19 protein-coding genes are annotated in these 21872 nt (G+C 70.9%); 10 read left to right on the forward strand and 9 right to left on the reverse strand.

Features of this window, described 5'->3' with window-relative positions; translation table 11 throughout:
• Positions 1 to 57: 57 nt before the first annotated feature.
• The 5 genes from ACWDOP_RS31800 to ACWDOP_RS31820 form a co-directional block, all read right to left on the reverse strand.
• Positions 58 to 285: a hypothetical protein gene (locus tag ACWDOP_RS31800; RefSeq protein WP_454202678.1), complete on the reverse strand. Its 228-nt coding sequence runs from the start codon at positions 283 to 285 to the stop codon at positions 58 to 60.
• A 277-nt stretch (positions 286 to 562) separates the two neighbouring features.
• A complete protein-coding gene (locus tag ACWDOP_RS31805) occupies positions 563 to 1201 on the reverse strand; it encodes a DUF4097 family beta strand repeat-containing protein (RefSeq protein ID WP_456348008.1) in 639 nt (212 codons plus the stop codon).
• Between the two features lie 190 nt (positions 1202 to 1391).
• Positions 1392 to 1811: a Dabb family protein gene (locus ACWDOP_RS31810; protein WP_456348009.1), complete on the reverse strand. Its 420-nt coding sequence runs from the start codon at positions 1809 to 1811 to the stop codon at positions 1392 to 1394.
• A 44-nt stretch (positions 1812 to 1855) separates the two neighbouring features.
• A complete protein-coding gene (locus tag ACWDOP_RS31815; protein ID WP_456348010.1) occupies positions 1856 to 3055 on the reverse strand; it encodes an MFS transporter in 1200 nt (399 codons plus the stop codon).
• 140 nt (positions 3056 to 3195) lie between these two features.
• Positions 3196 to 3639 (reverse strand): SRPBCC family protein, encoded by a 444-nt coding sequence (locus tag ACWDOP_RS31820; protein WP_454202674.1) that lies wholly within the window; start codon positions 3637 to 3639, stop codon positions 3196 to 3198.
• A gap of 186 nt (positions 3640 to 3825) precedes the next feature.
• On the opposite strand from ACWDOP_RS31820, the gene ACWDOP_RS31825 reads away from it, so the two are divergent.
• The 3 genes from ACWDOP_RS31825 to ACWDOP_RS31835 all read left to right on the forward strand — a co-directional run bounded on the left by ACWDOP_RS31825 (position 3826) and on the right by ACWDOP_RS31835 (position 8365).
• On the forward strand, positions 3826 to 6534 hold the full coding sequence (locus ACWDOP_RS31825; RefSeq protein WP_456348011.1) for an AAA family ATPase: 2709 nt from the start codon (positions 3826 to 3828) through the stop codon (positions 6532 to 6534).
• A gap of 140 nt (positions 6535 to 6674) precedes the next feature.
• Positions 6675 to 7616 carry an ATP-binding cassette domain-containing protein gene (locus ACWDOP_RS31830; RefSeq protein WP_456348012.1) on the forward strand — a complete coding sequence of 314 codons (942 nt, stop codon included), beginning with the start codon at positions 6675 to 6677 and terminating at the stop codon, positions 7614 to 7616.
• Complete coding sequence (locus tag ACWDOP_RS31835) at positions 7616 to 8365, forward strand: ABC transporter permease (protein WP_454202671.1); 750 nt, start codon at positions 7616 to 7618, stop codon at positions 8363 to 8365. Before ACWDOP_RS31830 ends, ACWDOP_RS31835 begins: the two co-directional genes overlap by 1 nt.
• Here ACWDOP_RS31835 and ACWDOP_RS31840 read toward each other — a convergent pair.
• Entirely contained in the window at positions 8349 to 11618 is a 3270-nt protein-coding gene (locus tag ACWDOP_RS31840; protein WP_456348013.1) for a BTAD domain-containing putative transcriptional regulator, read from the reverse strand. The two genes, ACWDOP_RS31835 and ACWDOP_RS31840, sit on opposite strands and share 17 nt — an antisense overlap.
• A gap of 49 nt (positions 11619 to 11667) precedes the next feature.
• Between ACWDOP_RS31840 and ACWDOP_RS31845 the strand changes: the two genes are divergently transcribed.
• The 4 genes from ACWDOP_RS31845 (at position 11668) to ACWDOP_RS31860 (ending at position 17109) form a co-directional block, all read left to right on the forward strand.
• Positions 11668 to 12180 carry a GtrA family protein gene (locus ACWDOP_RS31845; protein ID WP_454202669.1) on the forward strand — a complete coding sequence of 171 codons (513 nt, stop codon included), beginning with the start codon at positions 11668 to 11670 and terminating at the stop codon, positions 12178 to 12180.
• Between the two features lie 207 nt (positions 12181 to 12387).
• Positions 12388 to 14070, forward strand: coding sequence for a hypothetical protein (locus tag ACWDOP_RS31850; protein ID WP_456348014.1), 1683 nt, complete (start codon positions 12388 to 12390; stop codon positions 14068 to 14070).
• 31 nt (positions 14071 to 14101) lie between these two features.
• Entirely contained in the window at positions 14102 to 15790 is a 1689-nt protein-coding gene (locus ACWDOP_RS31855) for a hypothetical protein (protein ID WP_456348015.1), read from the forward strand.
• Positions 15791 to 15825: 35 nt separating this feature from the next.
• Positions 15826 to 17109 carry a M20 metallopeptidase family protein gene (locus ACWDOP_RS31860; protein ID WP_456348016.1) on the forward strand — a complete coding sequence of 428 codons (1284 nt, stop codon included), beginning with the start codon at positions 15826 to 15828 and terminating at the stop codon, positions 17107 to 17109.
• A 20-nt stretch (positions 17110 to 17129) separates the two neighbouring features.
• Here the strand turns inward: ACWDOP_RS31860 and ACWDOP_RS31865 are convergent, their stop codons facing one another.
• Complete coding sequence (locus ACWDOP_RS31865; protein WP_456348017.1) at positions 17130 to 17849, reverse strand: alpha/beta fold hydrolase; 720 nt, start codon at positions 17847 to 17849, stop codon at positions 17130 to 17132.
• A 92-nt stretch (positions 17850 to 17941) separates the two neighbouring features.
• On the opposite strand from ACWDOP_RS31865, the gene ACWDOP_RS31870 reads away from it, so the two are divergent.
• The gene (locus ACWDOP_RS31870; RefSeq protein WP_456348018.1) at positions 17942 to 18532 is read left to right on the forward strand and encodes a TetR/AcrR family transcriptional regulator; all 591 of its coding nucleotides are present in this window, start codon (positions 17942 to 17944) and stop codon (positions 18530 to 18532) included.
• A 92-nt stretch (positions 18533 to 18624) separates the two neighbouring features.
• On the opposite strand, the gene ACWDOP_RS31875 is transcribed toward ACWDOP_RS31870, so the two are convergent.
• A complete protein-coding gene (locus ACWDOP_RS31875; protein ID WP_454202663.1) occupies positions 18625 to 19155 on the reverse strand; it encodes a hypothetical protein in 531 nt (176 codons plus the stop codon).
• Positions 19156 to 19458: 303 nt separating this feature from the next.
• Here ACWDOP_RS31875 and ACWDOP_RS31880 point away from each other — a divergent pair, with 303 nt between their 5' ends.
• Positions 19459 to 20157 (forward strand): hypothetical protein, encoded by a 699-nt coding sequence (locus tag ACWDOP_RS31880; protein WP_454202662.1) that lies wholly within the window; start codon positions 19459 to 19461, stop codon positions 20155 to 20157.
• 149 nt (positions 20158 to 20306) lie between these two features.
• The gene (locus ACWDOP_RS31885; protein WP_456348019.1) at positions 20307 to 20723 is read left to right on the forward strand and encodes a hypothetical protein; all 417 of its coding nucleotides are present in this window, start codon (positions 20307 to 20309) and stop codon (positions 20721 to 20723) included.
• Positions 20724 to 20775: 52 nt separating this feature from the next.
• Here the strand turns inward: ACWDOP_RS31885 and ACWDOP_RS31890 are convergent, their stop codons facing one another.
• Positions 20776 to 21801, reverse strand: coding sequence for a diguanylate cyclase (locus ACWDOP_RS31890; RefSeq protein ID WP_456348020.1), 1026 nt, complete (start codon positions 21799 to 21801; stop codon positions 20776 to 20778).
• Positions 21802 to 21872 lie beyond the last annotated feature (71 nt).

Here is a 21872-nt window from a genome sequence, read left to right on the forward strand (position 1 = left end):
TCGCCCCCGCCGAGCGTCACGGCGGGGGCGAGGCGAACATCCGCTCGCTCGGCAGGGTCAGTGACGCATCGCGTCCTTCATCTCGTCGGTGGCGTGCTCCATGCCCTCGCGGGCACGCTCCTCACCGCGCTCCAGGTTCGCGCGGGCGTCCTTGGTCGCGCCCTTGACGCGCTGACCGGCGCGGCGCATGTCCTGGTTGATCACTTCCTGGCCGTGCTCGAGCTTTTCCTTCGCCTTGCCGATCATCGATTCGGCGTTCTTCTTGGCGTTGCGGTTACCGCTCATGGTGCTACTCCTCCTAGATGGGGGTTGCTACCGGGACTAACCAGCGGTCGATACGGTACCGGACGGTTTGTTCACGCAACAGGGCCGAGGCGGCTCGCGGGGGTGAAAAGAAGGCGCCGACGGGGGGATATCACGAATTGGCCAAAGGGCCGGGGCCCCGATCGGAGCGGTCGTCGCCCATCGAAACGGGCTGATGGGCGACCACCGGGGCCGGGGACCGACGCGCTCCCCCGCCGGTCGCCGTCGTCCCAGGCCGCAGGCCGCGCTGTGCACCGGATCAGGCGGCCGCGCTGTGCCGAACGACGATGTTGCCGTACGAGTTTCGGGCGTGAACCTGGACGGTGTCGCCCGTGGCGCCGGCCACCGGGGCCAGCAGGTTGCGCACCGAGCCGTGCTGGACGTTGGAATCGAGCTGCACCGCGCTCCCGGGGTGGATACCCACCTCCACCTCGCCCATGGAGGTCTCGAGCCGCAGCACGCCCCGGACCGCGTCGGCGACCCGGATATCGCCCTTGGCGGTGCGCGCGGTGACCGCGCCGCGCGGGCCCTCGACGGTGATGTCCCCGGCCGAGACGTTCAGCGTGCAGTCGCCGAACTCGCCCGAGACCAGCAACCGGCCGAGCGCCGCGGTGGCCTCGAGCCGCGAACCGGTGGGCACGTACACGCTCACCTCGATGGACGGGGTGCCGCCGAAGGGCGCGTACGCACGCCACGCCCTGGGCATCTTCACGCTGAGATGGTTTGCGCTGTAGTCGATCTGGACCTGACCGGCGGCCCGCACGTCGTTCTTGGCGTGCGGATCGGTCGGGCGCACCTCGACCACGGTGTCGGTGCGATCCGAGGCGATGACCCGGATGTACCCGGCGGGCACGTCGACCTTGGCGGTGATGGCGGCGGGGGTCTGGAAGGTAGGCATGTCGGTGTCCTTCTGAAGTCTCGATCGCGGTTCCGGCGGCCTGTGCGCCGCTCGATGAGAACTACGATGGCGGGCCGTCCTGACACCGCGCAGTCACCGGCCTGACATGCCCCCGACCGGGCACGCGGGCATGGACATCGACACGTCAGAGCCCCCGCCGGATATGTCCCGCGGGGGCCCTGACGTGCGGCTACTTCTGCCCGTGCGGTCCGGGAGCCGCGCTCCCGCTGTACTCACCGAGGTCCGAGACCAGCTTGGTCAGCTCCGGGTCGCTGTCGTAGCGCCGCTGGTGCAGCGCCGCGATCTCGGCGGCCATCTCCGGGTCCGGGTCGTCGGTGATGTCGAAGGAGGAGAACTTGTCCACCAGGGGCAGCCCGACGCGGTCGGTGTTGCGGTGGGCCGGGTGGATCAGGTAGTCCCAGTACCCCCGCAGATCCTCGATGACGAACACCGCGCCCCACTCGTATTCGCCGCCGAAGTCGCGGCCGACGACGAAGGATTTCACCGAGGGGATGACCCGGCCCTGGTTGCGCAGGCTCTCGAGGGCCTCCTCGACGGCCTCGGGGGTGGCGTCGGCGCGGAGGGTGAAGCGGTTGCCGTGGTAGATCATGTCTTTCGTCCTTTGTCTCGATGGTTGTGGATAGATGTGTTGTGTCAGTGCGCTTTTCGGAGCGAAACGAAGGCGAGCGCCGCTCCGGCGAGCATCGTGAGCCCGGTCCAGGTGAACGCGCCGCCGATACCCGCGCTCCGCAGCAGCGGCTGCACGAGCAGTGGGGAAAAGAACTGGCCGAGAAAGATTCCGGCGACCAGACCGCTGAGAATCCGGCCCCGGGTGGCGACGGGAGCGAGCTCGCTCAGCCGCAGGTTCAACGTCGGGACGGCCAGTCCGACACCGAACCCGCCGATCAGCAGGCCGGCCACCACCTGCGCCACGGTGTGCGCCGCGCCGACCACCACCCAGCCGGCGCCGAGCAGCGCGACGGCGGCGACGGTGAGCGGGCCCGGCCGCCACCGGCCGCGCAGCGCCGGGAAGGCCAGCGCGCCCGCCACACTGCTGAGCATCGTCGCGGCGATCACGACACCTGCCACCGCGGGTCCGGCGTGCAATTCCGCCAGCAGGAACGGCAACTGGGTGGGCGCCATGTAGAAGGCCAGGGTTACCGCGAACGCGAGCAGGTACAACCCCGCGATCGGCCGGCGGAGTCCATTCGGTGTATCACTCGAGCTCGCCACCACGGTCCCGGATGCGCTGTCGCGCCGCTGTTCTCGCACTGCGAGGAGAGCGAACGGCAGGACGAGCGCGCCGGCGGCGTAGATCCAGAACGGCGCTCTCCACTGCACGGCGGACAGTAATCCCGCCAGCGGCAGGAACAGCACTCCGCCGAGACTTGCCGACGCCTGTTGCAGGCCCAGGAACGATGCCCGGCGCGGCCCATCGAACCAATCGGTGATGAGGGCGCTGATCGCGGTCATGATTCCGCCCACCGCCAGCCCGAGCAGTGCCCGGGTCGCCGAGAGTGCGGCCAAGCCGTCGGTGAAGTAGCCGCCGACTCCCGCAACGACATACAGCGCGAGACTGCCCACCAGCAGTGGTGTGCGGCCGAGCCGATCAGCCACCAGTCCGGCCACCGGCGCGCTGAGCCCGATGGCGAGCGAGGTGATGGTCAGCGCCAGCCTGACCAGGACGTCCACCCCTGCCACGTCCGCGAACTCCGCCCGCATGGCGGGCAGACTCGGCGCGATGATCGCCGGCGCCATGAGGGTCAGCGTCGCGGCGGCGAGCACCGTCGCGCGGGCGATACGGGCCGGTCCGGCGGCATCGTGCGAAACCGCTTCCCCGAGTGCCGCGTTCATGGTTTTCCTCCTGGAGATTGCGTAGATTCGGCCGAGCGCCACCGAGTTGAGCGGTGCCGCCGCGACTCTCGGGTCGGTGCCCCTCGTATGAGCCGCGGAGGGCGGACCGGGTGAGAGCCGGGCCCGGGGTGAGGCATCGACTACCGCGGGCTCTCGGCGGTTCGCTTCAGGTGGCCGAGCCAGCCGGTGAGCGCGCTGTCCAGGGCCGCGCCCATACCGTCGATATCCGCGAGAATCGGTGCGCCGTCCCACGATTCCGCGGTGCGCACCCGCACCGAATCGCCCTCGGCGGTGAAGGTCCACACGTGAATGCCGGTGATCCCGTGCGCCGGGCCGCCCCACACGATGCGGTGCGGACCGTCCACCGCGTAGATGGTGGACTCGATGTCGAGCCCGAAGGTGCTCCAGTGGAAGCGGGTGCCGGGCGCGATCGGGCCGTCGATGGCGGCGGCGCCGATGTCGGTCTGCCAGGCGGTCCAGCCCGCGATATCGGTGTGCAGCGCCCAGACCCGCTCGAGCGGAGCGTCGATCACGATCTCGTGGATGGCGACCACGGGTGCGGCGGTGTCGATGTCGGTGATCACGGTATTGCCTCTCTGATCTGCGGTTTCGGGGCTTTTCGCCGGCCCCGTTCCGGCTCTGACATCAGATTCGCACCGGGTGATCACCACTCGCGTCGGTAGAAATCGCCTACATCGCCGATATCGGTGATCCGCACTCCACGTCCGCCCCGCGGCGCGGAAAACGGACATCTCACTAGACTTCGCGCCATGACGGCGGATATCGCGCTGATGGGCCGAGCGGAGCCGGTCGACCGCCTGACGCGCCTGCTCGCCGACGCGCGGGCGGGTTCCGGGGGTGCGCTGGTGCTGCGCGGGGAGCCCGGCATCGGCAAGTCCGCGCTGCTGACGGCGGCCGAGAGCCGCGCGACGGGATTCCGCGTGCTGGCCGCCACGGGCTCGGAATTCGAGATGGGCATGCCGTTCGCGGCCCTGCATCAGCTGTGCCGTCCGCTGCTGGAGGGATTGTCGTCGATTCCCGCCGCGCACCGCGAGGCGCTCGCGGCCGCGTTCGGCCTGACGAGCGCGGCCCCGGACCCGTTCGCCATCGGCGTCGGCCTGCTGGAACTGCTGGGCGGGGCGGCCGCCGACCGGCCGCTGCTATGCGTGGTGGACGACGCGCAGTGGCTGGACGACGCCTCGGCGCTGGCGCTGTCGTTCCTGAGCCGGCGGATCGGCGCGGAGCCGATCGCCGTGCTGCTGGGCACCCGAATCCCGGACCGCGCAACGGCATTGGACGCACTGCCCACGATCGACATCGGCCCGCTCGCCGATGCCGAGGCCCGCGACCTGCTGGCCGCCGGACTGCGCGCGCCGCTGGACAGCCGTGTGCGGGAACGGATTCTCACCGAGGCGCGCGGAAATCCGCTGGCGCTGCTGGAACTCCCGCGCAGCGCGGGCCTCGCCGGCGGTTTCGCGCTTCCCGGCGAGTACCCGGTCACCGCCGCGCTCGAGCACAGCTTCCGAACGCGCATGGTCGCGCTCGCGCCCGGCGATCGCCTGCTGCTGACCCTCGCCGCCGCCGACCCGACCGGCGACGCCGGACTGCTGTGGGCGGCCGTGGAACGCTCGGGCCTGGACCGGACGGCGCCCATCGATACGCGCGGCCTGGTGGAATTCGGTGCGCGCGTGCGCTTCTGCCATCCGATCGCACGGTCGGTGGCCTATCGCAGCGCCGATCCGGACCAGCGCCGCACCGCGCACCGGCTGCTGGCCGAGGCGACCGATCCGGCCACCGATCCCGACCGCCGCGCCTGGCACCGCGCGCTCGCGAGCGTCGGCCCCGACGACGACATCGCCACCGAACTCGAACTCTCCGCCGCCCGCGCCGAACTGCGCGGCGGCGTCGCGGCGTCCGCGGACTTCCTCGCCCGCGCCGCCGAACTCACCCGCGATCCGGCCCGCCGAATCGAACGCAGCCTCACCGCGGTGCGCGCACAGCTCGCGGCGGGCGCGACCGAGGCCGCCGATCGGCTGCTGACCACGATCGACGACGGCTCACTCGGCGTCATCGAGAGCGCGAGCGTGGATCAGCTGCGCGGACAACTCGCGTCCGTGCGCCGGATCGACGGTGACGGACCGTCTTTCATGCTGCGCGCCGCACACCGGCTGGGCGAGGTGGATCCGGGCCGATCCCGGGACTGTTTCCTGGACGCGCTGGACATGGCGCTGCACGTCGGCCGCGCGAGCGGGGTCATGGATCTGGTGCTGGAGGCGGCCCGATCCGCCCCGCCCGCACCGGATCCCGCTCGCCCGGCCGACACGCTGCTGGACGGCATGCTGGCCTCGGCGGCGGCGGATCACCGCGGCGCGGCGGCCACCCTGCGGCCGATTCTCACCGACAGCGCCGGCGAACTCTGGACCACCCGGCCCGCGCTGGGCGTCGTCCTGGCCGGTGAGCTGTGGGACCTGGAGACGCACGCCCGGATCACCGACCGGCTGGTGAGCGCGGGCAGAACGCACGGCTCCCCGATGTTGTTGCGGCTCGGCCTCGCCCAGGTCGCGGTCGCCGCGGCACACCGCGGCGATTTCGCCGACGCCGCGGCCGCCATAGCGGAGGAGGAAGCCATCGCCGATGCCTTCGGCGCGACGGCCCAGCCCTATCCGCGACTGCATCTCGCGGCGCTGCGCGGTGACCGCGCCCTGGTGGCCGAACTGGCCGCCCCCGCCCTGGCCGAGGCTCGGGCGCGCGGCGAGGAGCATCGGCTCGGCAATGTGTACTGGGCGCAGGCGGTGTCGCACAACGCGGCGGGCGACTACGCGGCGGCGCTGGTCGCGGCCCGGCGGCTCACCGAACATCCGGCGCTGTTCCTGACCGCCATGTCGCTCCCGGAAACGGTCGAGGCGGCGGTGCGCATCGGCGAGCACGAGATCGCCGCCGCGGCCGGCGCCGAGCTGACCGAACGCGCCGAGGCGACAGGCACCCCGTGGAGCCGGGGTGTGGCCGCCTACGCGCGAGCGCTGATCTCGGACGACGAGGACGATTACCGCGAGGCCCTCGACCAGCTGGGCAGGTCCCCGATGCGGCCCGCGCAGGCCCGCGCCCACCTGCTCTACGGCGAATGGCTGCGCCGCCGGGGCCGCCGCCGCGAAGCCCGCGAGCAGCTCCGCACCGCGCACGAATCCCTTTCCGCCCTGGGCATGTCCGGCTTCGCCGCGCGCGCCGCCGACGAGTTGCGCGCCACCGGCGAACAGGCGCGCAGCCGCACCGAACCCGGCCACGAGCGCCTCACCATGCAGGAACTGCACATCGCCCGGCTGGTCGCGACCGGCGCCACCTCGAAAGAGGTCGCCGCGCAACTGTTCCTGAGCCCCCGGACCGTGGACGCGCACCTGCGCAACATCTTCCGCAAGCTCGGCGTCACCTCGCGCAGGCAGCTGCGCACGCTCCCGGACATCGGCGGCGAACCGGCCGCCTAGGGACGGGTCGGCCCGGTCCTCGCAGGGGTCCGCGCGAAAAGACCACCCCTGACCAGGCACGACACCGTCGACACCGGTGTCAGACCGCGTGTCAGTTCCGTGACAGGGCAGTGTCAGGCGGCCCCGCCAAAGTTCTTCCCATGACGAACACAGCGATCACGGTCTCCGGACTGCGAAAGGCCTACGGGGACAAGGTCGTGCTCGACGGCATCGACCTGAACGTTCCCGCCGGCACCATCTTCTCCCTGCTCGGCCCCAACGGCGCCGGCAAGACCACCACGGTGCACGTGCTCAGCACCCTGATCGGCGCCGACGTCGGCCGGATCAGCGTCGCCGGCCACGACATCGCCACCGAATCCCGGGCGGTGCGCGCGGCGATCGGCGTGACCGGCCAGTTCGCGGCCGTCGACGAACTGCTCACCGGCTACGAGAACATGCAGCTCATGGTGGATCTCCAGGGGATTCCCACCGCCGAGGGCAAGAAGATCATCGCGGATCTGCTCGAGCGTTTCGAACTGACCGACGCCGCCGGCAAGCCCGCCTCGACCTACTCCGGCGGCATGCGCCGCAAACTCGATCTGGCCATGACCCTGGTCGGCAACCCCCGCGTGATCTTCCTGGACGAACCCACCACCGGCCTGGATCCGCGCAGCCGCCGCACCATGTGGACGATCATCCGCGACCTGGTAGCCACCGACGGGGTCACCATCTTCCTCACCACCCAGTACCTCGAGGAAGCCGATCAGCTCGCCGATCGTATCGCGGTGCTGGACCAGGGCCGGCTGGTCGCCCAGGGCACGCCGGACGAGCTCAAGCGCCTCATCCCCGGCACCCACGTCCGCCTCCGCTTCCCCGGCATCGCGCAACTCGATTCGGCCGCGGCGCTTTTCCCGGACTCGACCGCCGATCCCGACGCCCTGACCCTGCGCGTCCCCAGCGACGCGGGCACCGCCTCGCTGCGCGCCCTGCTGAACACCCTGGACGAGAACGGCCTGGCCGCCGACGAGTTCTCCGTCCACACCCCCGATCTCGATGACGTCTTCCTCGCCCTCACCGGCCGCACCACGGAGGTTTCCGCGTAATGAGCACCAAGGCCCCCTCGATCGTCATGCTCCGCCGCAACTTCAAGCACATCGCGCGGAACCCCACCTCGGTCTTCAACGCGGTGCTGATGCCGATCATCATCATGCTGATGTTCGTGTACATGTTCGGCGACGCGTTCGACGTCGGCGTCGACTACATCGACTACGCCACACCGGGTTTGATCCTGCTCGCGGTCTGCTACGGCCTCGGCGCCACCGCGACCGCGGTGAACTCGGACATGCTCAACGGCATCATCAACCGCTTCAAGGTCATGGACGTGTCCCGGGGCGCGGTGCTCACCGGCCACGTGGTGGCCAGCGTGCTGACCAACCTGGTCGCCATCGCGGCCCTGATCGGGGTGGCGTTCCTGCTGGGCTTCAGCCCGCAGGCGAGTGCGCTGGACTGGCTCGGCGTGCTCGGCATGGTGGTGCTGCTCGGTTTCGCGGCCGGCTGGCTGACCATCGCCCTGGGCCTGTTCGCCAAGTCCCCCGAGACCGCGGGCCTGGCCTCGGTGCCGCTGGTCATGCTGCCGTTCTTCTCGAGTGCCATCGTGCCCGCCGAGAAGATGGGCCCGGGCCTGCGTCAGTTCGCCGAGTACCAGCCGTTCACCCCGATCATCGAGACGATGCGCGGACTGCTCGCCGGCACACCGCAGGCCGGCGACGCGATCACCGCGATCATCTGGTGCGTGGCCATCGCGGTGATCGGATACCTGTGGGCCCGTTCCACTTTCACGAAGCGAGCGTGAGCGCGGCCAGGTCCGGCCAGTACGCTCGCTCACCCTCCCCCACCGCCTCGGCGAACCTCAGGTCGCCGAGGCGGTGTCGTGCGTCCGCCTCGATGCGGGCGGTGTCGGGCAGGGAGCGGTCGGGCAGCCCGCGCACCGCCGCGGCGGCACCGAGCAGCCGCGCCGCCTGCTCGTAATCCTCGTGCCGCAGCGCCAGATCCGCGACCCCGACCAGCACCTGCGCGATCAGCGGCGGGTGCCCGGCCGACGCGGCCGCCGCCACCGCCGCGGCGCGGTGCGTGCGCGCGGCGCCGAGATCCGCCGCGAGATAGCCCAGCAGATCCTCGACGGGCGCGCGGATGGTGTCCCGCTCGACATCGGGTCCGAGGTGCGCACGCACCTCGGCCAGCTGCCGGTGCGCCTGCTCGAAATCCTCGCTCCAGCGCGCGAGTTCGGCCTTGGAGAGCGCCAGATCCGCCAGCATGCTCGGCCAGGCGACCTGATCGGCGACCCGCTGCGCCGCCGCCATCGACACCGCACTGGACGCCGGATCGCCCAGCAGCCAATACAGTTGGGCCTGCCGGGCGCGCAGCGGCACGACGTCCTCGACCGCCCCGAGCTCTTCCACGACCGTCACGGCCCGCTCGTAGTGCGCACACGCCGCGGCCAGATCGCCCTGCACGGCAACGCGATTCGCGAGGATCGTCAGGGCCAGGGAGATCCCCCAGCGGTCGCCGATCTCCCGGAACTCCGCCAGCGCGGCGACCAGGTGCGCGTCGGCCTCCCGGTCGCCCCGGCCGAGCTGAATACTCAGGTTCCCCAGCTGCAGCCGGGCCAGCGCCCGCACCCACGGGTCGTCGTCCCCCAGCAATTCCGCCCAGGCGGGCAGGAATTCACCGGGCGCCTGCAGCATGCGTTCCAGCGGGACCGCGAATTTCGCCGCGGGATGGCGTATCTCGATCCGCTGGCTGATCTCGTAGGCCCGATGGATCCAATCCTCGGCCTGGTACTGATCGCCCTGCCGCCCCGAGCTCAGGAACTGCACGACGAACGAGTACACGATCGCCCGGGTCTCGTCGTCCACCGCACCCGGTAGCGCGGTGGCCGCCAGGATGAGGTCGTTGCCCTCGACCTTGTGCCCGCCGAGCCACCAGTACCAGCCCGCGGCCGCGGCCAGGCGCATGGCGCCGTCCGCGTCCCCCGAGCGGATCGCACCGCGCATGGCGGCGGCGATGTTGTCGTGCTCGGCCTCGAGAGTCGCGAGCCAGCGCACCTGTTCGGCCCGGCGCAGGTGCGGCTCCGCGGTGTCGGCGAGTTCGGTGAAATAGGCCAGGTGCGCGCCCCGGGTGGCCTCGGCCTCCCCGGCGTCCGCGAGTCGCTGCGCGGCGTACTCCCGGATCGTGCCGAGCATCCGATACCGCTGCGCGCCTTCGCTTCCGGCGAGCACCAGCGACTTCTCACTGAGCGCCGTGAGCAGTTCGAGCACCTCGTAGGACTCGACGCCCGCGCCCGCGCAGACCCGTTCGGCCGCGGGCAGATCGGCGCCGCCGGAGAACACCGCGAGCCGGCGCAGCACCGCGCGCTCGGCGTCGGTGAGCAGTTCCCAGCTCCAGTCCACCACCGCGCGCAGGGTCCGGTGCCGGGGCAGCGCGGTCCGGCTGCCGCCGGTGAGCAGCCGGAATCTGTCGTCGATTCCGGCCGCGAGCTGATCGAGGGACATGGTGCGCAGGCGGGCCGCGGCCAGCTCGATCGCGAGCGGCATGCCGTCCAGGGCCCGGCAGACGCGGGCCAGCGTCGCCAGGGTCTGGGCGTCCGAGCCGAGATCCTGGCGCACCGCGGCCGCCCGGTCGCGCAGCAGCAGAACGGCGGGCGCCGCCTCGATGGCGGCCGCGCCCGCCTCGGGGGCGGGCAGCGCGAGCGGGGCGACCGGCCACAGCGCCTCGCCCGTAATGCCCAGCGGCTCACGGCTGGTCGCGAGGATGCGCAGCCGCCGGCATTCGCCGAGCACCCGGTGCGCGAAGGCCGCCGCGGATTCGATGACGTGTTCGCAGTTGTCGAGCACGATCACCATGGATCGCTCGCGCACCGCGCCGATGACCCGGTCCAGCGGCTCGGCGTCGGTGGCGTCGGTCAGCAGCGCGTCGCGCAGTTTGAGCGCGGCCAGGGTCGCCCGGGCGATGGCGTTCCCGTCGGCACCGCCACCGTCCCCGTCCGCGCCGAGCGCGGCGAGCTCGACCACCCAGACCCCGTCGGGGTGATCGCCCAGCAGGGTGCGCGCGGTCTCGGTGGCCAGCCGGGTCTTGCCCGATCCGCCCGGCCCGATCAGCGTGGTGAGCCGATGCTCGGCGCTCAACGCCCGCACGGCCGCGACCTCGGCGTCCTTGCCGATGAAACTCGTCAGTTCGGCCCGCAGATTGGTGGGCCGCTTCTCCTCGCGCCGCGTCAGTTCCCCGCGCAGCAGCGCGAGATGCAGTTCGGACAGTTCCGGCGCCGGGTCGACACCGAGTTCGTCGGCCAGGGTTTCCCGGGTGCGCTCGTAGATCAGGATGGCCTCGGTGTCGCGGCCGGTCGCGACGAGCGCGCGCATGAGCGCGCCGACCAGTCGTTCGCGCATGGGATGCACCGCCACCAGGTCGGTCAGCTCGGTGACCACGTCCCCGCCGTGACCGGCCGCGACCTCGGCGTCGAAACGGTCCTCGAGCGCGGCCAGGCGCAGACCGTCGAGCCGGGTGACGGCCGCGTCGAAGGCCGCGCTCTCCTGTATTCCGATGTCCTGCATGGCCGCTCCGCGCCACAGCCCCAGCGCCTCGCGCAGGCCCAGCGGATCCTGGTCGCCGCGCGCCCGCGCCACCAGGCGCTCGAACCGCACCGCGTCCACCGCCTCGGGGTCCACGCGCAGCCGGTAGCCGTCGGGCTGACCCTCCACCGATCCGGCGGGCAGCACCTTGCGCAGGCGGGAGGCCAAGCGTTGCAGGGCATTCGCGGCGTCCGCGGGCGGATTGTCACCCCAGATCCAGTCGATGAGCGTCGCCTTCGGGACCGCGTGACCCGCCTCGAGCGCGAGGGCGATCAGCAACCCGCGCAGGCGCGCGCCCGGCACGTCGGCGAGTGCGCCGTCGTCCGTGCGCACTTCGAATGGTCCCAGGATCGCGATCTGCACCCGGGCGATCTTGCCACGCCGCCCGTCCGGACCCCCGCCGACGATGTCCGAATTGCCCGGACCACCGATGAGAAACCCGCCCGTGAGCAGTCGAAACAGTGTGTCAGCGCTCATGTCAGCCGGCTGTCAGCGTTATGTAAGCGGTCCCGGTGACTCTTACCTCGTGAACAGCACCGCGTACGCCCCCGGACCCTGGCAGAGCGTCGACGCCACGTCGATCCTCGACGCCCTCGGCGCGCCGGCGCGTACCCGGCTGACCGGCCGCCCGGACGCCGTGCGGCGGTTCCTGACCGGCGACCACGTCGTCGCCCAGCTGATCCGTTTCGCCGCGGTCGGCGGTTCGAGCAACATCGCGTACTTCCTGCTGTTCATGGCGCTGGCCGAGTTCGGCCCGATGATCGCCAACCTCGCGGGTTCGATCGTGAGCACGATCATCGCCAACGAGCTGCACCGCCGCCTGACCTTCCGGGCCGCCGGCCAGGTCGGCTGGTTCAAGGCGCAGTGGGAGGGCGGGGCGCTGGCCATGATCGGCATGGCGATCAGCACCGTGGCGCTGGCCGGATTGGAGTTCTGGGCGCCGGGTCTCGGCGACTTCCCGCAGGCGCTCGCGCTGATGGCTCTGATGGCGGCGGTCGGCGGCGCGCGTTTTCTGATACTCCGAGTATTCGTATTCTGAGTCACGAAATGCCGGGCGCGCCTGCACACCCGATTCGAATCCTCGAGTGATAACCTGCTGCCGAATATTCAGCCGGGGTCACCTATTTCCCATCTGACGCTTTCGCCGATGGCGGGTGTACCACACGCGAATGAATCGTATGCCTTTCTCTTTCTTGCGAGTTCGACCTCCCGTGCGTTCACCGAGTGAAAGGATGGAAACTTCCCGATGATCGGCAGAAGAGACGTGGCCGCCGCAGCCATTGCGGCGGCATTGGTTTCGGCCCCGGGGCCCGCGCGGGCGGATGAATGGCTGCCCTTCGGGGTGCTGCCCGCGCCGATCAGCTGTGCGGCATTGAGTCTGCCCGGGCGCGCGGGCGCCTGGCCGTTGCCGATGCACTTCCCCAACACCGGAATCGGGTTGTGGACGATGCCGCACGCGCCCGCCGAGGTGAACGCCCGGCTGCCCCGGCGCATCGAGCTGCGCACCACCGCAGGTGGATTCAACGAGGTCTGGCACTACGCGCTGCTGGACAACCACCTGTACGTCAAGGCCGTCGACGGCGAATCGGGCTGGCGCGTCCCACCATTGCCGAACTGCCTGCGCGGACAGATAACCGGCATCTCCGTCGACGGCGGCCGACTCGTCGCGACCGGCCCCGAAGGCCACGTCTACACCCTGGAATCGGCCGATCAGACGCCGGAACTGTGGTGGTGGACAGCCCGGTTCGGCGCACCGACCTGGCTGAACCCGGCCGGCCAGCGGGTACGCCCCGCATCCCGCGCGTGGAGTCTGTCCTGGCTGGATCCGCGCTACGTGGAACTGATTCCCTTCCGGCAGGAGGGATTCTGGACCGACACCGCCGGACAGGAACAGCCGGTCGGCGGCGCGGGGGTCGACACGGTCTTCGTGCTGTCCCCCGGGGGCGATCGGATCACCATCCTGGACCCGTGGTTACCGGGCGCACATCCACTGCATCCCGACAATCCTACGTACTCGGATGATTACAGCTTCGAAATGCCCGGCCCGCTGAACGGGCGATTCCGGGCTGTGAATCTCAGTGCGGCGGGATCGACCACCTTCCTCGTCAACGAATACGGCGACATGTACACCAGACTCTGGGATTTCGACATCTCCGGGGCCGATACGGTGTTCTTCTCCTACTCGTACGAGGACCAATCGGCCCATGATTCGGCGCCGAACAATTTCGACGGCGAGTTCGCGCGCTTCTCGCAGTTGCGCCCGTTCTTCGCCCAATACGCCAATATCCAGCTGCCGCCGCCCGGCTGGGTCCGCCAGCCCAAGATCCCCGGCGACATCACCTCCACCATCAGCGTCCATCAGACCGGCGGCAGATCCTTCCAGCGGGAGCTGCGGGTGGAGGGCCGGGACGGCGATCGAACCGGCTACTGGCACAAACCGATCGACCCCGCCGCCGGCTGGGAATTCACGCCCACCGACCGCGAACTCGTCGCCGACGTCCTGGACAACCGCCCCGGGGACATGTCCGCGGCGACGCTCGCACCCCCGAGCGGGGTGCACTACGACTATCGCGATCCGGCCGGATGGACGCTGGCCGTGCGCGATTTCGACTACGCGAGCGATCAGGTGCCGGTGCGCCTGTGCGCCGCCGACGGCGCCTGCGTCGAGCTGACGGCCCACCTCGCGAGCACCCCGCGACTGGGCTGGCAACCCGAGGGATTGACCGAGACGGCACGGGAATACCACGGATTCCTGGTCGTCGACCAGGACGAGTGGGACGCCCTCGACGGCCGCTCCCCGCACCTGCGGCCCCTGGTCCAGCAATTCACCGGAACCGGCCGCTTCCGCAACGCCCTCGTCAGCGCCACCACCGCCACGCTGCGCCTGCACACCGACGAGGGCGCGACCACGGTCCTGACCCGGGCGTGAAACGCCCGACGACAGCGGAAGGGTTTCACCGATGCGAAAAGGCCGGCGTGCCGCGCTCACCGCGTGCGTCACCGCGCTGTCCCTGCTGTGCGCCGGTCCCGCGGCGGCCGACGAATGGCTGCCCTTCGGGGTGCTGCCCGAACCGATCGGTTGCGCGGCGCTGTCGCAGCCCGGGCGCACCGGTGCGTGGCCGGTGCCGCTGCACTTCCCCAACGTCGGAATCGGTTTGTGGACAATGCCGCTCGTGCCCGCGGAGGTCGCCGCGCGGCTGCCCGCGCGCGTCGAACTGCGGACCTCGACCGGCGGATTCAACGACGCCTGGCAGTACGCGCTGCTCGATCGCAACCTGTACATCAAAGCCAGGCAGGGCGAATCGGGGTGGCGGATCCCGCCCATGCCGAACTGCCTGCGCGGGCAGATCACCGGCATCTCCGTGGACGGCGGGCGGCTGGTGGCCACCGGCCCGGAAGGGCGGGTCTTCACCCTCGAATCGGCCGACCAGACCCCGGAGATCTGGTGGTGGACCATGCGTTTCGGCGCTCCGGTGTGGCTGAGCCCGTCCGGGCAGCGGGTGCGCCCCCAGTCGCGGGCGTGGAGTCTGTCCTGGCTGGATCCCGCCCCCGTGAATCCGATCTCGTTCCACCAGGAGGGATTCCGGACCGACACCGCCGGAAAGGACGCGCCGGTCGGCGGCGCCGGGGTCACCAGCGTGTATGTGCTCTCCCCCGAAGGCAATCGGATCGTCATCCTCGATCCGTGGCTGCCCGGCAGCGATCCGCTGCGGCCGGACGATGCGAAGTTCACCGGCGAGTACAGCTACGAGGTGCCCGGCCCGCTGGACGGCCGCTTCCGCGCGATCAATCTCAGCACGGCCGGATCGACCACCTTCGCGATCAACAAGTACGGCGACATGTTCACCCGGCTCTGGGATTTCGACATCTCCGGCGCGGACACGCTGTTCTTCTCGTACTCCTACGAAGATCAGACCGCCAACGATTCCGCGCCCGACAACGTCGAGTACGAGTTCTCCCGCTCCCCGGAGCTGCGCCCGCCGTTCAACCGGTACGCCGACATCCAACTGCCCGCGCCGGCCTGGGAACAGCAGCCGAAGATCCCGGGTGCGATCACCTCCACCATCAGCATCCACCAGACCGGCGGGCGCGGCTTCCAGCGCGAACTGCGCGTGGAGGGCAGCGACGGGGACCGAACCGGCTACTGGCACAAGCCGATCGATCCGAACGCCGGCTGGGAGTTCACCGTCACCGATCAACCGCCGACCGGTGATCCGGTGGACAATCGCCCCGGCGATCACTCCACCGCGGACCCGGCCCCGCCCTCGGGGGTGCACTACGAGTACCGGGATCCCGACGGCTGGACCCTGACCACCCTGGACTTCGACCACGCCGACGACGCGGTCCCGCTGCACCTGTGCGCGGGCGACGGCCGGTGCGCCGACCTCACCGCCATGCTGGCCAATGACACCCGCCTGGGCTGGCAGCCCGAGGGGCTGAGCGAGACGGCCCGCACCTACCACGGCGTCCTGTGCATCACCCCCCAGGAGTCGATGTCCCTGGACCGCCGCTCGTCCCGGCTGCGCCCGATCGTCGAGGAGCTGACCGGCACGGGCCGCTTCCGCAACATCAAGGTCAGCGCCGACACCTCCGAACTGGTCCTGCGCACCGGCGAGGATCGGGAACTGACCCTGCACCGCCTGCCCTGATCCGCCCCCTGAACCCACCCGGCGAGGAGTATCTGTTGACCGCATCGATGCACGACGAACTCGACCGGCGCGCAACGGCCGTCGCGGATCAGGTGGTGACCTGGCGACGGCATCTGCACCGCCATCCCGAGCTGTCCAACCGCGAGCGCGAGACCGCCGCGCTGATCGCCGATCACCTCCGCGGGCTGTCCCTGGACGAGGTGCGCACCGGGATCGCCGGGCACGGGGTGGTCGGGGTGCTGCGCGGCGGGCAGGCGGGCGAGCGGGTCATCGCGTTGCGCGCGGACATCGACGCGCTGCCGGTGCCCGACGAGTGCGGCGCCGATTTCGCCTCGCACGTCGTGGATCAGGACTACCCGGGCGGACCGTTCCCGGTCTCGCACGCCTGCGGGCACGACTGCCACACCGCGATGCTGCTGGGCGCCGCCACCGTGCTGGCCGGGGTTCGCGAAAGCCTGCCCGGCACCGTGCTTTTCGTGTTCCAGCCCGCCGAGGAGGGCCCGCCGGTCACCGAAACCGGCGGGGCCCGTGCGATGCTCGCGCAGGGCGCGCTCGACGACCCCGAGCCGACCATGGCCTTCGGCTTCCACGTGACGCCGTATCCCAAGGGCTACATCGGATATCGGGTCGGCAACCAGTTCGGGGCCTCGACCCTGGTCGAGATCGCCATCACCGGCGAGCAGGTGCACGGGTCCACGCCGTGGATGGGCATCGACCCGATGCCCGCCGCGGGCGCGATCCTGACCGGCATCGGCCAGCTCTACCGTCAGGTCAGCGCCTTCGATCCCGTCACCGTCTCCATCGGCCACGTCGAGGACGTGGGCCGTTTCAACATCATCGGCCGCACCGTGACGCTCTGGGGCACCATCCGCTGCGCGGTCGAGTCCGACATGGCCGACGTCCAGCAGCGCGTACGGACCCTCGCCGAGCACTCCGCCCGCGCCTACAACTGCACCGCCGCCGTCCATTTCCTCCAGGACGTGCCCGCCGTCCACAACGACGAGACCTGGATGGACGCCGCCCTGCCCACCTTCGAACGCGTGGCGGGCGCGGACCACGTCGTCCCGACCTCGGCCACCCTCGGCTACGACGACGTCTCGGAGTTCGTCAACAAGTACGGCGGCCTCTACGTAACCCTCGGCGTCCAAGATGCCGACCTGACCCCCACCGGCCTACCGACCCCCACCCCCGGCGGCCGCGGCCTCTACATGAACCACAATCCCCACTTCTACGCCGACGACGACACCCTCGTGACCGGCGTCCGCCTCCACACCCACGTGGCCTGGGACCACCTGACCGGAACCCTGGTCCCGAAGTAGCGGATCTCGCTGCAGCGCAGCTAGACCCGGGCGAGGGGGACCGCCGCCGCGGCGTCGAGCACCAGGCGCGCGAACTCCTCCGGCCGCGCCAACGGCAGATAGTGGCCGCCGCCGGGCACCACGATCGATCGCGCGTCCGCGGCCGCCGCCGCGAAACGGCCCTCGTGCCAGCGAAAGTGATCGTGACCGCCGTTGATCAGCCACGCCGGCCCCGGGTAGGCGGCGAGGTCGCCGAGCACGTCGTAATCCCGGAGCGACCCGACCACATCGGGAATCACCTCCGTGGCGATGCCCCCGGCCTTGACGTCCGTCGCCACCCGCGCGGGCAGCACGGCGTCGAAAACGCGTTCACTGAACCGCTTTCCGCCATCGGAACGCGCGGTGAGCGCACGATGCATGATCGAGAACGGCGCCGTCGCGCGCGGCCCCGGCACGATGGTCGACCCGGCCACCACGAGACCGGCGACCCGGCGGGGATCGGCCGCGGCGGCGGCGATGCCGACGTAGCCGCCGAGCGAATGCCCGACGACCAGTGCCCGGCCGCCCACCTCGTCGACGGCCTCGAGCACCGCGGCCGCGGCGCCCGGCAGGGTGAACCGCTCTCCGCGCCGCCCGCCGTGCCCGGGCAGGTCGACCGCACGAACGGGCCGTTCGCCCCCCAACTGTTCGGCGACCGCCGTCCACGCCGCTCCGCTGAGCCGGATGCCGTGCACGAGCACTACGGGCAGTGAATTCGTCATAACCCCACCTCCTGAAAATGCAACGCAACGTTGCGTTGCAAACGATAGACCGGGCAGGAGGACAACGCAACGTTGCGTTGTATTCTCAGGTCGTGACTTCCCCCGCTCGCGCCGCCGGCGCAGGACCCCGGCGGGCCGACGCGATCTACGCGGCCGCCCTGGAACTCTTGGCCGCGCAGGGCTACGACGGCCTGACCATGGAGGCGGTCGCCCAGCGGTCCGGGGTCAACAAGACCACGCTCTACCGCTGGTGGCCCGCCAAGGACGACCTACTCGCCGCGGCCCTCACCGCCGGCGACGTGCTCGCGATCGACATCCCCGACACCGGGAGTCTGCGCGGCGACCTGCTCGCGGTGGCCGGCGACATCGCTCGGCTGCTCACCGGTCCGGCGACCGCGCCCATCGCCACCGCCGTCCTGGCCGCCGCGCCCTCCCGGCCCCGCCTGGCGGCCGCCGGCCACGCCTTCTTCGCCGACCGCCTCGGTCGCGAACAGCCCATCTTCGCCCGGGCTATCGAACGCGGCGAACTCACCGACGGCACGGACCCGGCGGCCCTGATGGACATGCTCGCGGGAGCGCTGTGGTTCCGGCTGATCTTCCGCGACGAACCCCTCACCGCCGCCTACGTCGAAGCCACGGTCGACACCGTGCTGCACGGCGTGGTGCGGGGCGAAAACGGTTGAGCGGGAGCGGGATTGCCGGGGTGCTGTCGTACCCCTCGGTTGGACGACAGCACCCCGGCGACTCGAAAACCCTGCCCGGGAAGTCGAGAGTGCTACGGCACGAACACCTCTGCCGAGGCCGGGACGTTGGGGCGGTCGGTGCGTACGGTCAGTTGCACGCGGCCGGGGCCGGTGTAGGCGACCAGGATCGCGGGGGTCGAACGCTGGCCGGCGGGAATGAACTGGCTGACGCTGCCGCCCTGGCCGGTGTCGTGGTTGAACCAGTCGACCACGGCGGTGACATCACACGCGAGGAACTGCGGGCCCCAGTAGCCGACCGGCGAATAGCCCTGCGTAATGCGAAGCACCACCGCGTGTTCCGCGCCGGGAGCCTCGGAGTACTGGTAGAGCGGGCCGTCGAACGCGGTGCCGCCGGTCATGAAAAGGCCCGCGCAGATACCGTTTCCGACCGAGAAGGTCGGGGACAGGTTGAAACTGTTCTGCACGCACGAGCGCGGCTCGACGTTGGACCAGCCGAGCTGGCAGGGACCACCGGGGTGATCGGCGGTGGCCGGTGCGGCGGTGACGATCGCGCCCGCGCCGAGAAATGCGGCGGCGGTCAGGAACCGGATCGTGCGTTTCATCGTCGTACTCCACTCCACTCGGGCGGTCGATTACGAGGTGCGCCGTACAGTCGCGGCGCCGCGGATGGGCACCGGCGGGGGCGGCCGACCGGTCGGCCTTCACCGGATCTGTCGGGGCCGCGGGCCGCCGCGTTACGCGAACCACGATCGACGACCCGGCCCCGAACCGCTGATCATCGGGTGTTCCCGCACGTCGAAACCCGATTCGCCCGGTACGCGCGGGGTGCGGCGGTCGCACAATCCTCGCATCCAATTCCCGGACTCGCGGGCAGGACACGGGCCACCTGCCTGCATCATTGACACATGCTCCCCACCGACCATCTGACACAGGCGGATCGTCGCCCCGCCGTGATCGATACGCCCCTCGGCATCGTCGGCTTCTCCGTCGCCCTCGGATCGGAGGTGCTGCCGCCCGGCCCGGATACGGTGTGGCGCTTGCCGAACGGCTCGCAACTGCACCGGTGGGGCCATCCGTCCGCGACGGTGGACCTGCTCATCGGCAGCATCGACGTCCCGGCCTGGGACGGCGGCGCGGCGGTACCCCTGTGGGCCGCCATCTGGCAGGTCCAGGCGCACGGTCCCGTCACCGAACTGGACTTCTCGGTCGCCATCACCGACATCCCCGCCGAGGCGGCCGGCGGCCCCGACCCGGGCGAGTGCCTGGCCGCGGTCACCGTCGAGAACGAGCACTTCATGGTCTCCATCGGCGGCCCCGACACCGAACTGCTCGCCATGCAGGCCGCCGACGGCCGCCTCATGCCCGGCGACTGGGCCGACGTCATGCCGGCCTACCCCACCGACTCCGCCACCGAGTACGGCGCGAGCTACGACCCGCCGTCCCGAATCACCTGGCATCTCCCGGGTTTGGCGCGCACCGAGGTGGCGCGCCTGTGCATCGCGACCGCCTGGTGCCCGCGCGACGACGACCGCCCCGCCGCCTGGTTCGCCGTCGACATTCCGCTCGACACCGCCTACCTGCACCTGACCCACGACGGCGCCTGACCCGGCACCCCCGACGGCGCGCCCGGGCGCGGCAGACCAGAGCTCCGTCCTGCCGGACCAGACACGGCACCGCCGGCGCCGAACGGGCGCGAGTAGGGTGCGAACGGTCAGGAGGATCCATGCCATCGACGCATCGAGGAGCACCCACCATGACCCGGAGATCCACTCGGCACGGCGCCGTCGCGTCCGCCTTCGCCGCCCTGGCCTGCGGAGCGGCCCTCACCGCACCGCACGCCGGCGCGGACGTCCAGAGCGTGAGCGTGGCCGCGGGGGCCGATGGCCTGCTCACCGGCTGCGCGTACACCGTCACCGCGAAGGTCGACAGCGCCCCCTACCAGCCCGGCGCGGTCACCTTCTGGAACTTCGGCGACCAGATCCCCGGCCTCGGCGACTATCACGCCGACAGCGGCACCGTCACCACCACCTGGACCCCCACCCGGCTGGGCTCGCAATCGATCACGGCCGTGCAGACCGTCGAGGGCGGGTTCAACACCCGGCAGACGATCACGGTCGACGTCGCGGGCGCCGGAATCAACACCGGCACCTCCTGCCTGCGCGCACCCTGAGTGCAACGAGCAGGGTAAAGCTCTCCGCCACAATACAACTCACGCCGTTCGGCTACCGCGCAGGCGCGCCATCCGCGCCGCTGGCCGCGACCGCCGTGCGAACCGTGTTGCGGCCCTGACGTTTCGCCGCGTGCAGGGCGATGTCGGCCGCGCGGAACAGATCGTGCGCGGCGAAATCCGGGGTCGCCGCGACCCCGATGCTGACGGTCAGCGCGACCGGCCAGGTGCGCGCGGCCGTCTCGATCGCGACCCGCATCTCCTCGGCCCACGCCGCGGCCTCCACCGCCGTCGCGTCCGGCAGGATCACCGCGAATTCCTCCCCGCCGGTGCGGGCGACCAGATCGTTGGGGCGCATGCGGGCGAGCAGCAGCGGTGCGAGATTGCGCAGGGCGGTGTCCCCCGCGGTGTGCCCGTGCGCGTCGTTGATGTGCTTGAACTCGTCGACATCGAGGAACCACACCGCCAGCGGCCGCCCGTGCCGGGCGTGCGCGGTGATCTCGTTCTCCAGGCGTTCGGTGAAACGGCGCCGGTTCGCCAGCCCGGTGAGGCCGTCGCACCGCGCCTGTTCGTCCAGCGCGGACACGAGACCGGTGATCCGCCTGCGTAATTGCACGATGACACAGCAGACCAGGATCAGCGAGGCGCTGACCTGGCACCACAGCGCGATGTCGCGCGCGTCGCCCAGCAGCACCGTGCCCGCCCCGAAGATCACCACCGCCGCCGCCGTGGTGAGCAGCGTCGCGGCCTCGGTCAGCAGGCAGCCCGCGTACAGCACGGCCCACACCAGCAGGGTCTCCCCCGAATCCGGGATCGTGCCCAGCACGATGATGAGCAGCGGTGCGGCGTTCAGCAGCGGGCCCGGCGTGCGTCTTCCCAGCAACAGCATGGCGATGCCCAGCGCGGCGACCACGCCGGACAGCAGCAGGCACCCGTTCAGGAATCTGTCGAGCACGAGTTCCCGCGCGAAGATCGCGGTCAGCGCGACCGCGGCGAGCAGCATCCAGCCGCCCACATACCCCGCCAGTCCGGCGCCGGCCGGAGCGTCGGATTCCGCCCGAGCCACCCGGGTCTGGTCCATAGCCCCAGCGTGACATACCGAAACCCGTGAATCTCGCGGGACACGAACGACGCGCGCGACCACATTTCTAC

It is taken from the genome of Nocardia sp. NPDC003693, assembly GCF_053981095.1.

Excerpts from the sequence above, each read along its gene's own strand:
- ACWDOP_RS31865 (WP_456348017.1), bottom strand. The coding sequence starts at position 17,849 with ATGACGAATTCACTGCCCGTAGTGCTCGTGCACGGCATCCGGCTCAGC.
- ACWDOP_RS31805 (WP_456348008.1), bottom strand. The coding sequence starts at position 1,201 with ATGCCTACCTTCCAGACCCCCGCCGCCATCACCGCCAAGGTCGACGTG.
- ACWDOP_RS31890 (WP_456348020.1), bottom strand. The coding sequence starts at position 21,801 with ATGGACCAGACCCGGGTGGCTCGGGCGGAATCCGACGCTCCGGCCGGC.
- ACWDOP_RS31835 (WP_454202671.1), top strand. The coding sequence starts at position 7,616 with ATGAGCACCAAGGCCCCCTCGATCGTCATGCTCCGCCGCAACTTCAAG.
- ACWDOP_RS31850 (WP_456348014.1), top strand. The coding sequence starts at position 12,388 with ATGATCGGCAGAAGAGACGTGGCCGCCGCAGCCATTGCGGCGGCATTG.
- ACWDOP_RS31880 (WP_454202662.1), top strand. The coding sequence starts at position 19,459 with ATGCTCCCCACCGACCATCTGACACAGGCGGATCGTCGCCCCGCCGTG.
- ACWDOP_RS31840 (WP_456348013.1), bottom strand. The coding sequence starts at position 11,618 with ATGAGCGCTGACACACTGTTTCGACTGCTCACGGGCGGGTTTCTCATC.
- ACWDOP_RS31885 (WP_456348019.1), top strand. The coding sequence starts at position 20,307 with ATGACCCGGAGATCCACTCGGCACGGCGCCGTCGCGTCCGCCTTCGCC.
- ACWDOP_RS31855 (WP_456348015.1), top strand. The coding sequence starts at position 14,102 with ATGCGAAAAGGCCGGCGTGCCGCGCTCACCGCGTGCGTCACCGCGCTG.
- ACWDOP_RS31815 (WP_456348010.1), bottom strand. The coding sequence starts at position 3,055 with ATGAACGCGGCACTCGGGGAAGCGGTTTCGCACGATGCCGCCGGACCG.
- ACWDOP_RS31810 (WP_456348009.1), bottom strand. The coding sequence starts at position 1,811 with ATGATCTACCACGGCAACCGCTTCACCCTCCGCGCCGACGCCACCCCC.
- ACWDOP_RS31800 (WP_454202678.1), bottom strand. The coding sequence starts at position 285 with ATGAGCGGTAACCGCAACGCCAAGAAGAACGCCGAATCGATGATCGGC.
- ACWDOP_RS31825 (WP_456348011.1), top strand. The coding sequence starts at position 3,826 with ATGACGGCGGATATCGCGCTGATGGGCCGAGCGGAGCCGGTCGACCGC.
- ACWDOP_RS31830 (WP_456348012.1), top strand. The coding sequence starts at position 6,675 with ATGACGAACACAGCGATCACGGTCTCCGGACTGCGAAAGGCCTACGGG.
- ACWDOP_RS31875 (WP_454202663.1), bottom strand. The coding sequence starts at position 19,155 with ATGAAACGCACGATCCGGTTCCTGACCGCCGCCGCATTTCTCGGCGCG.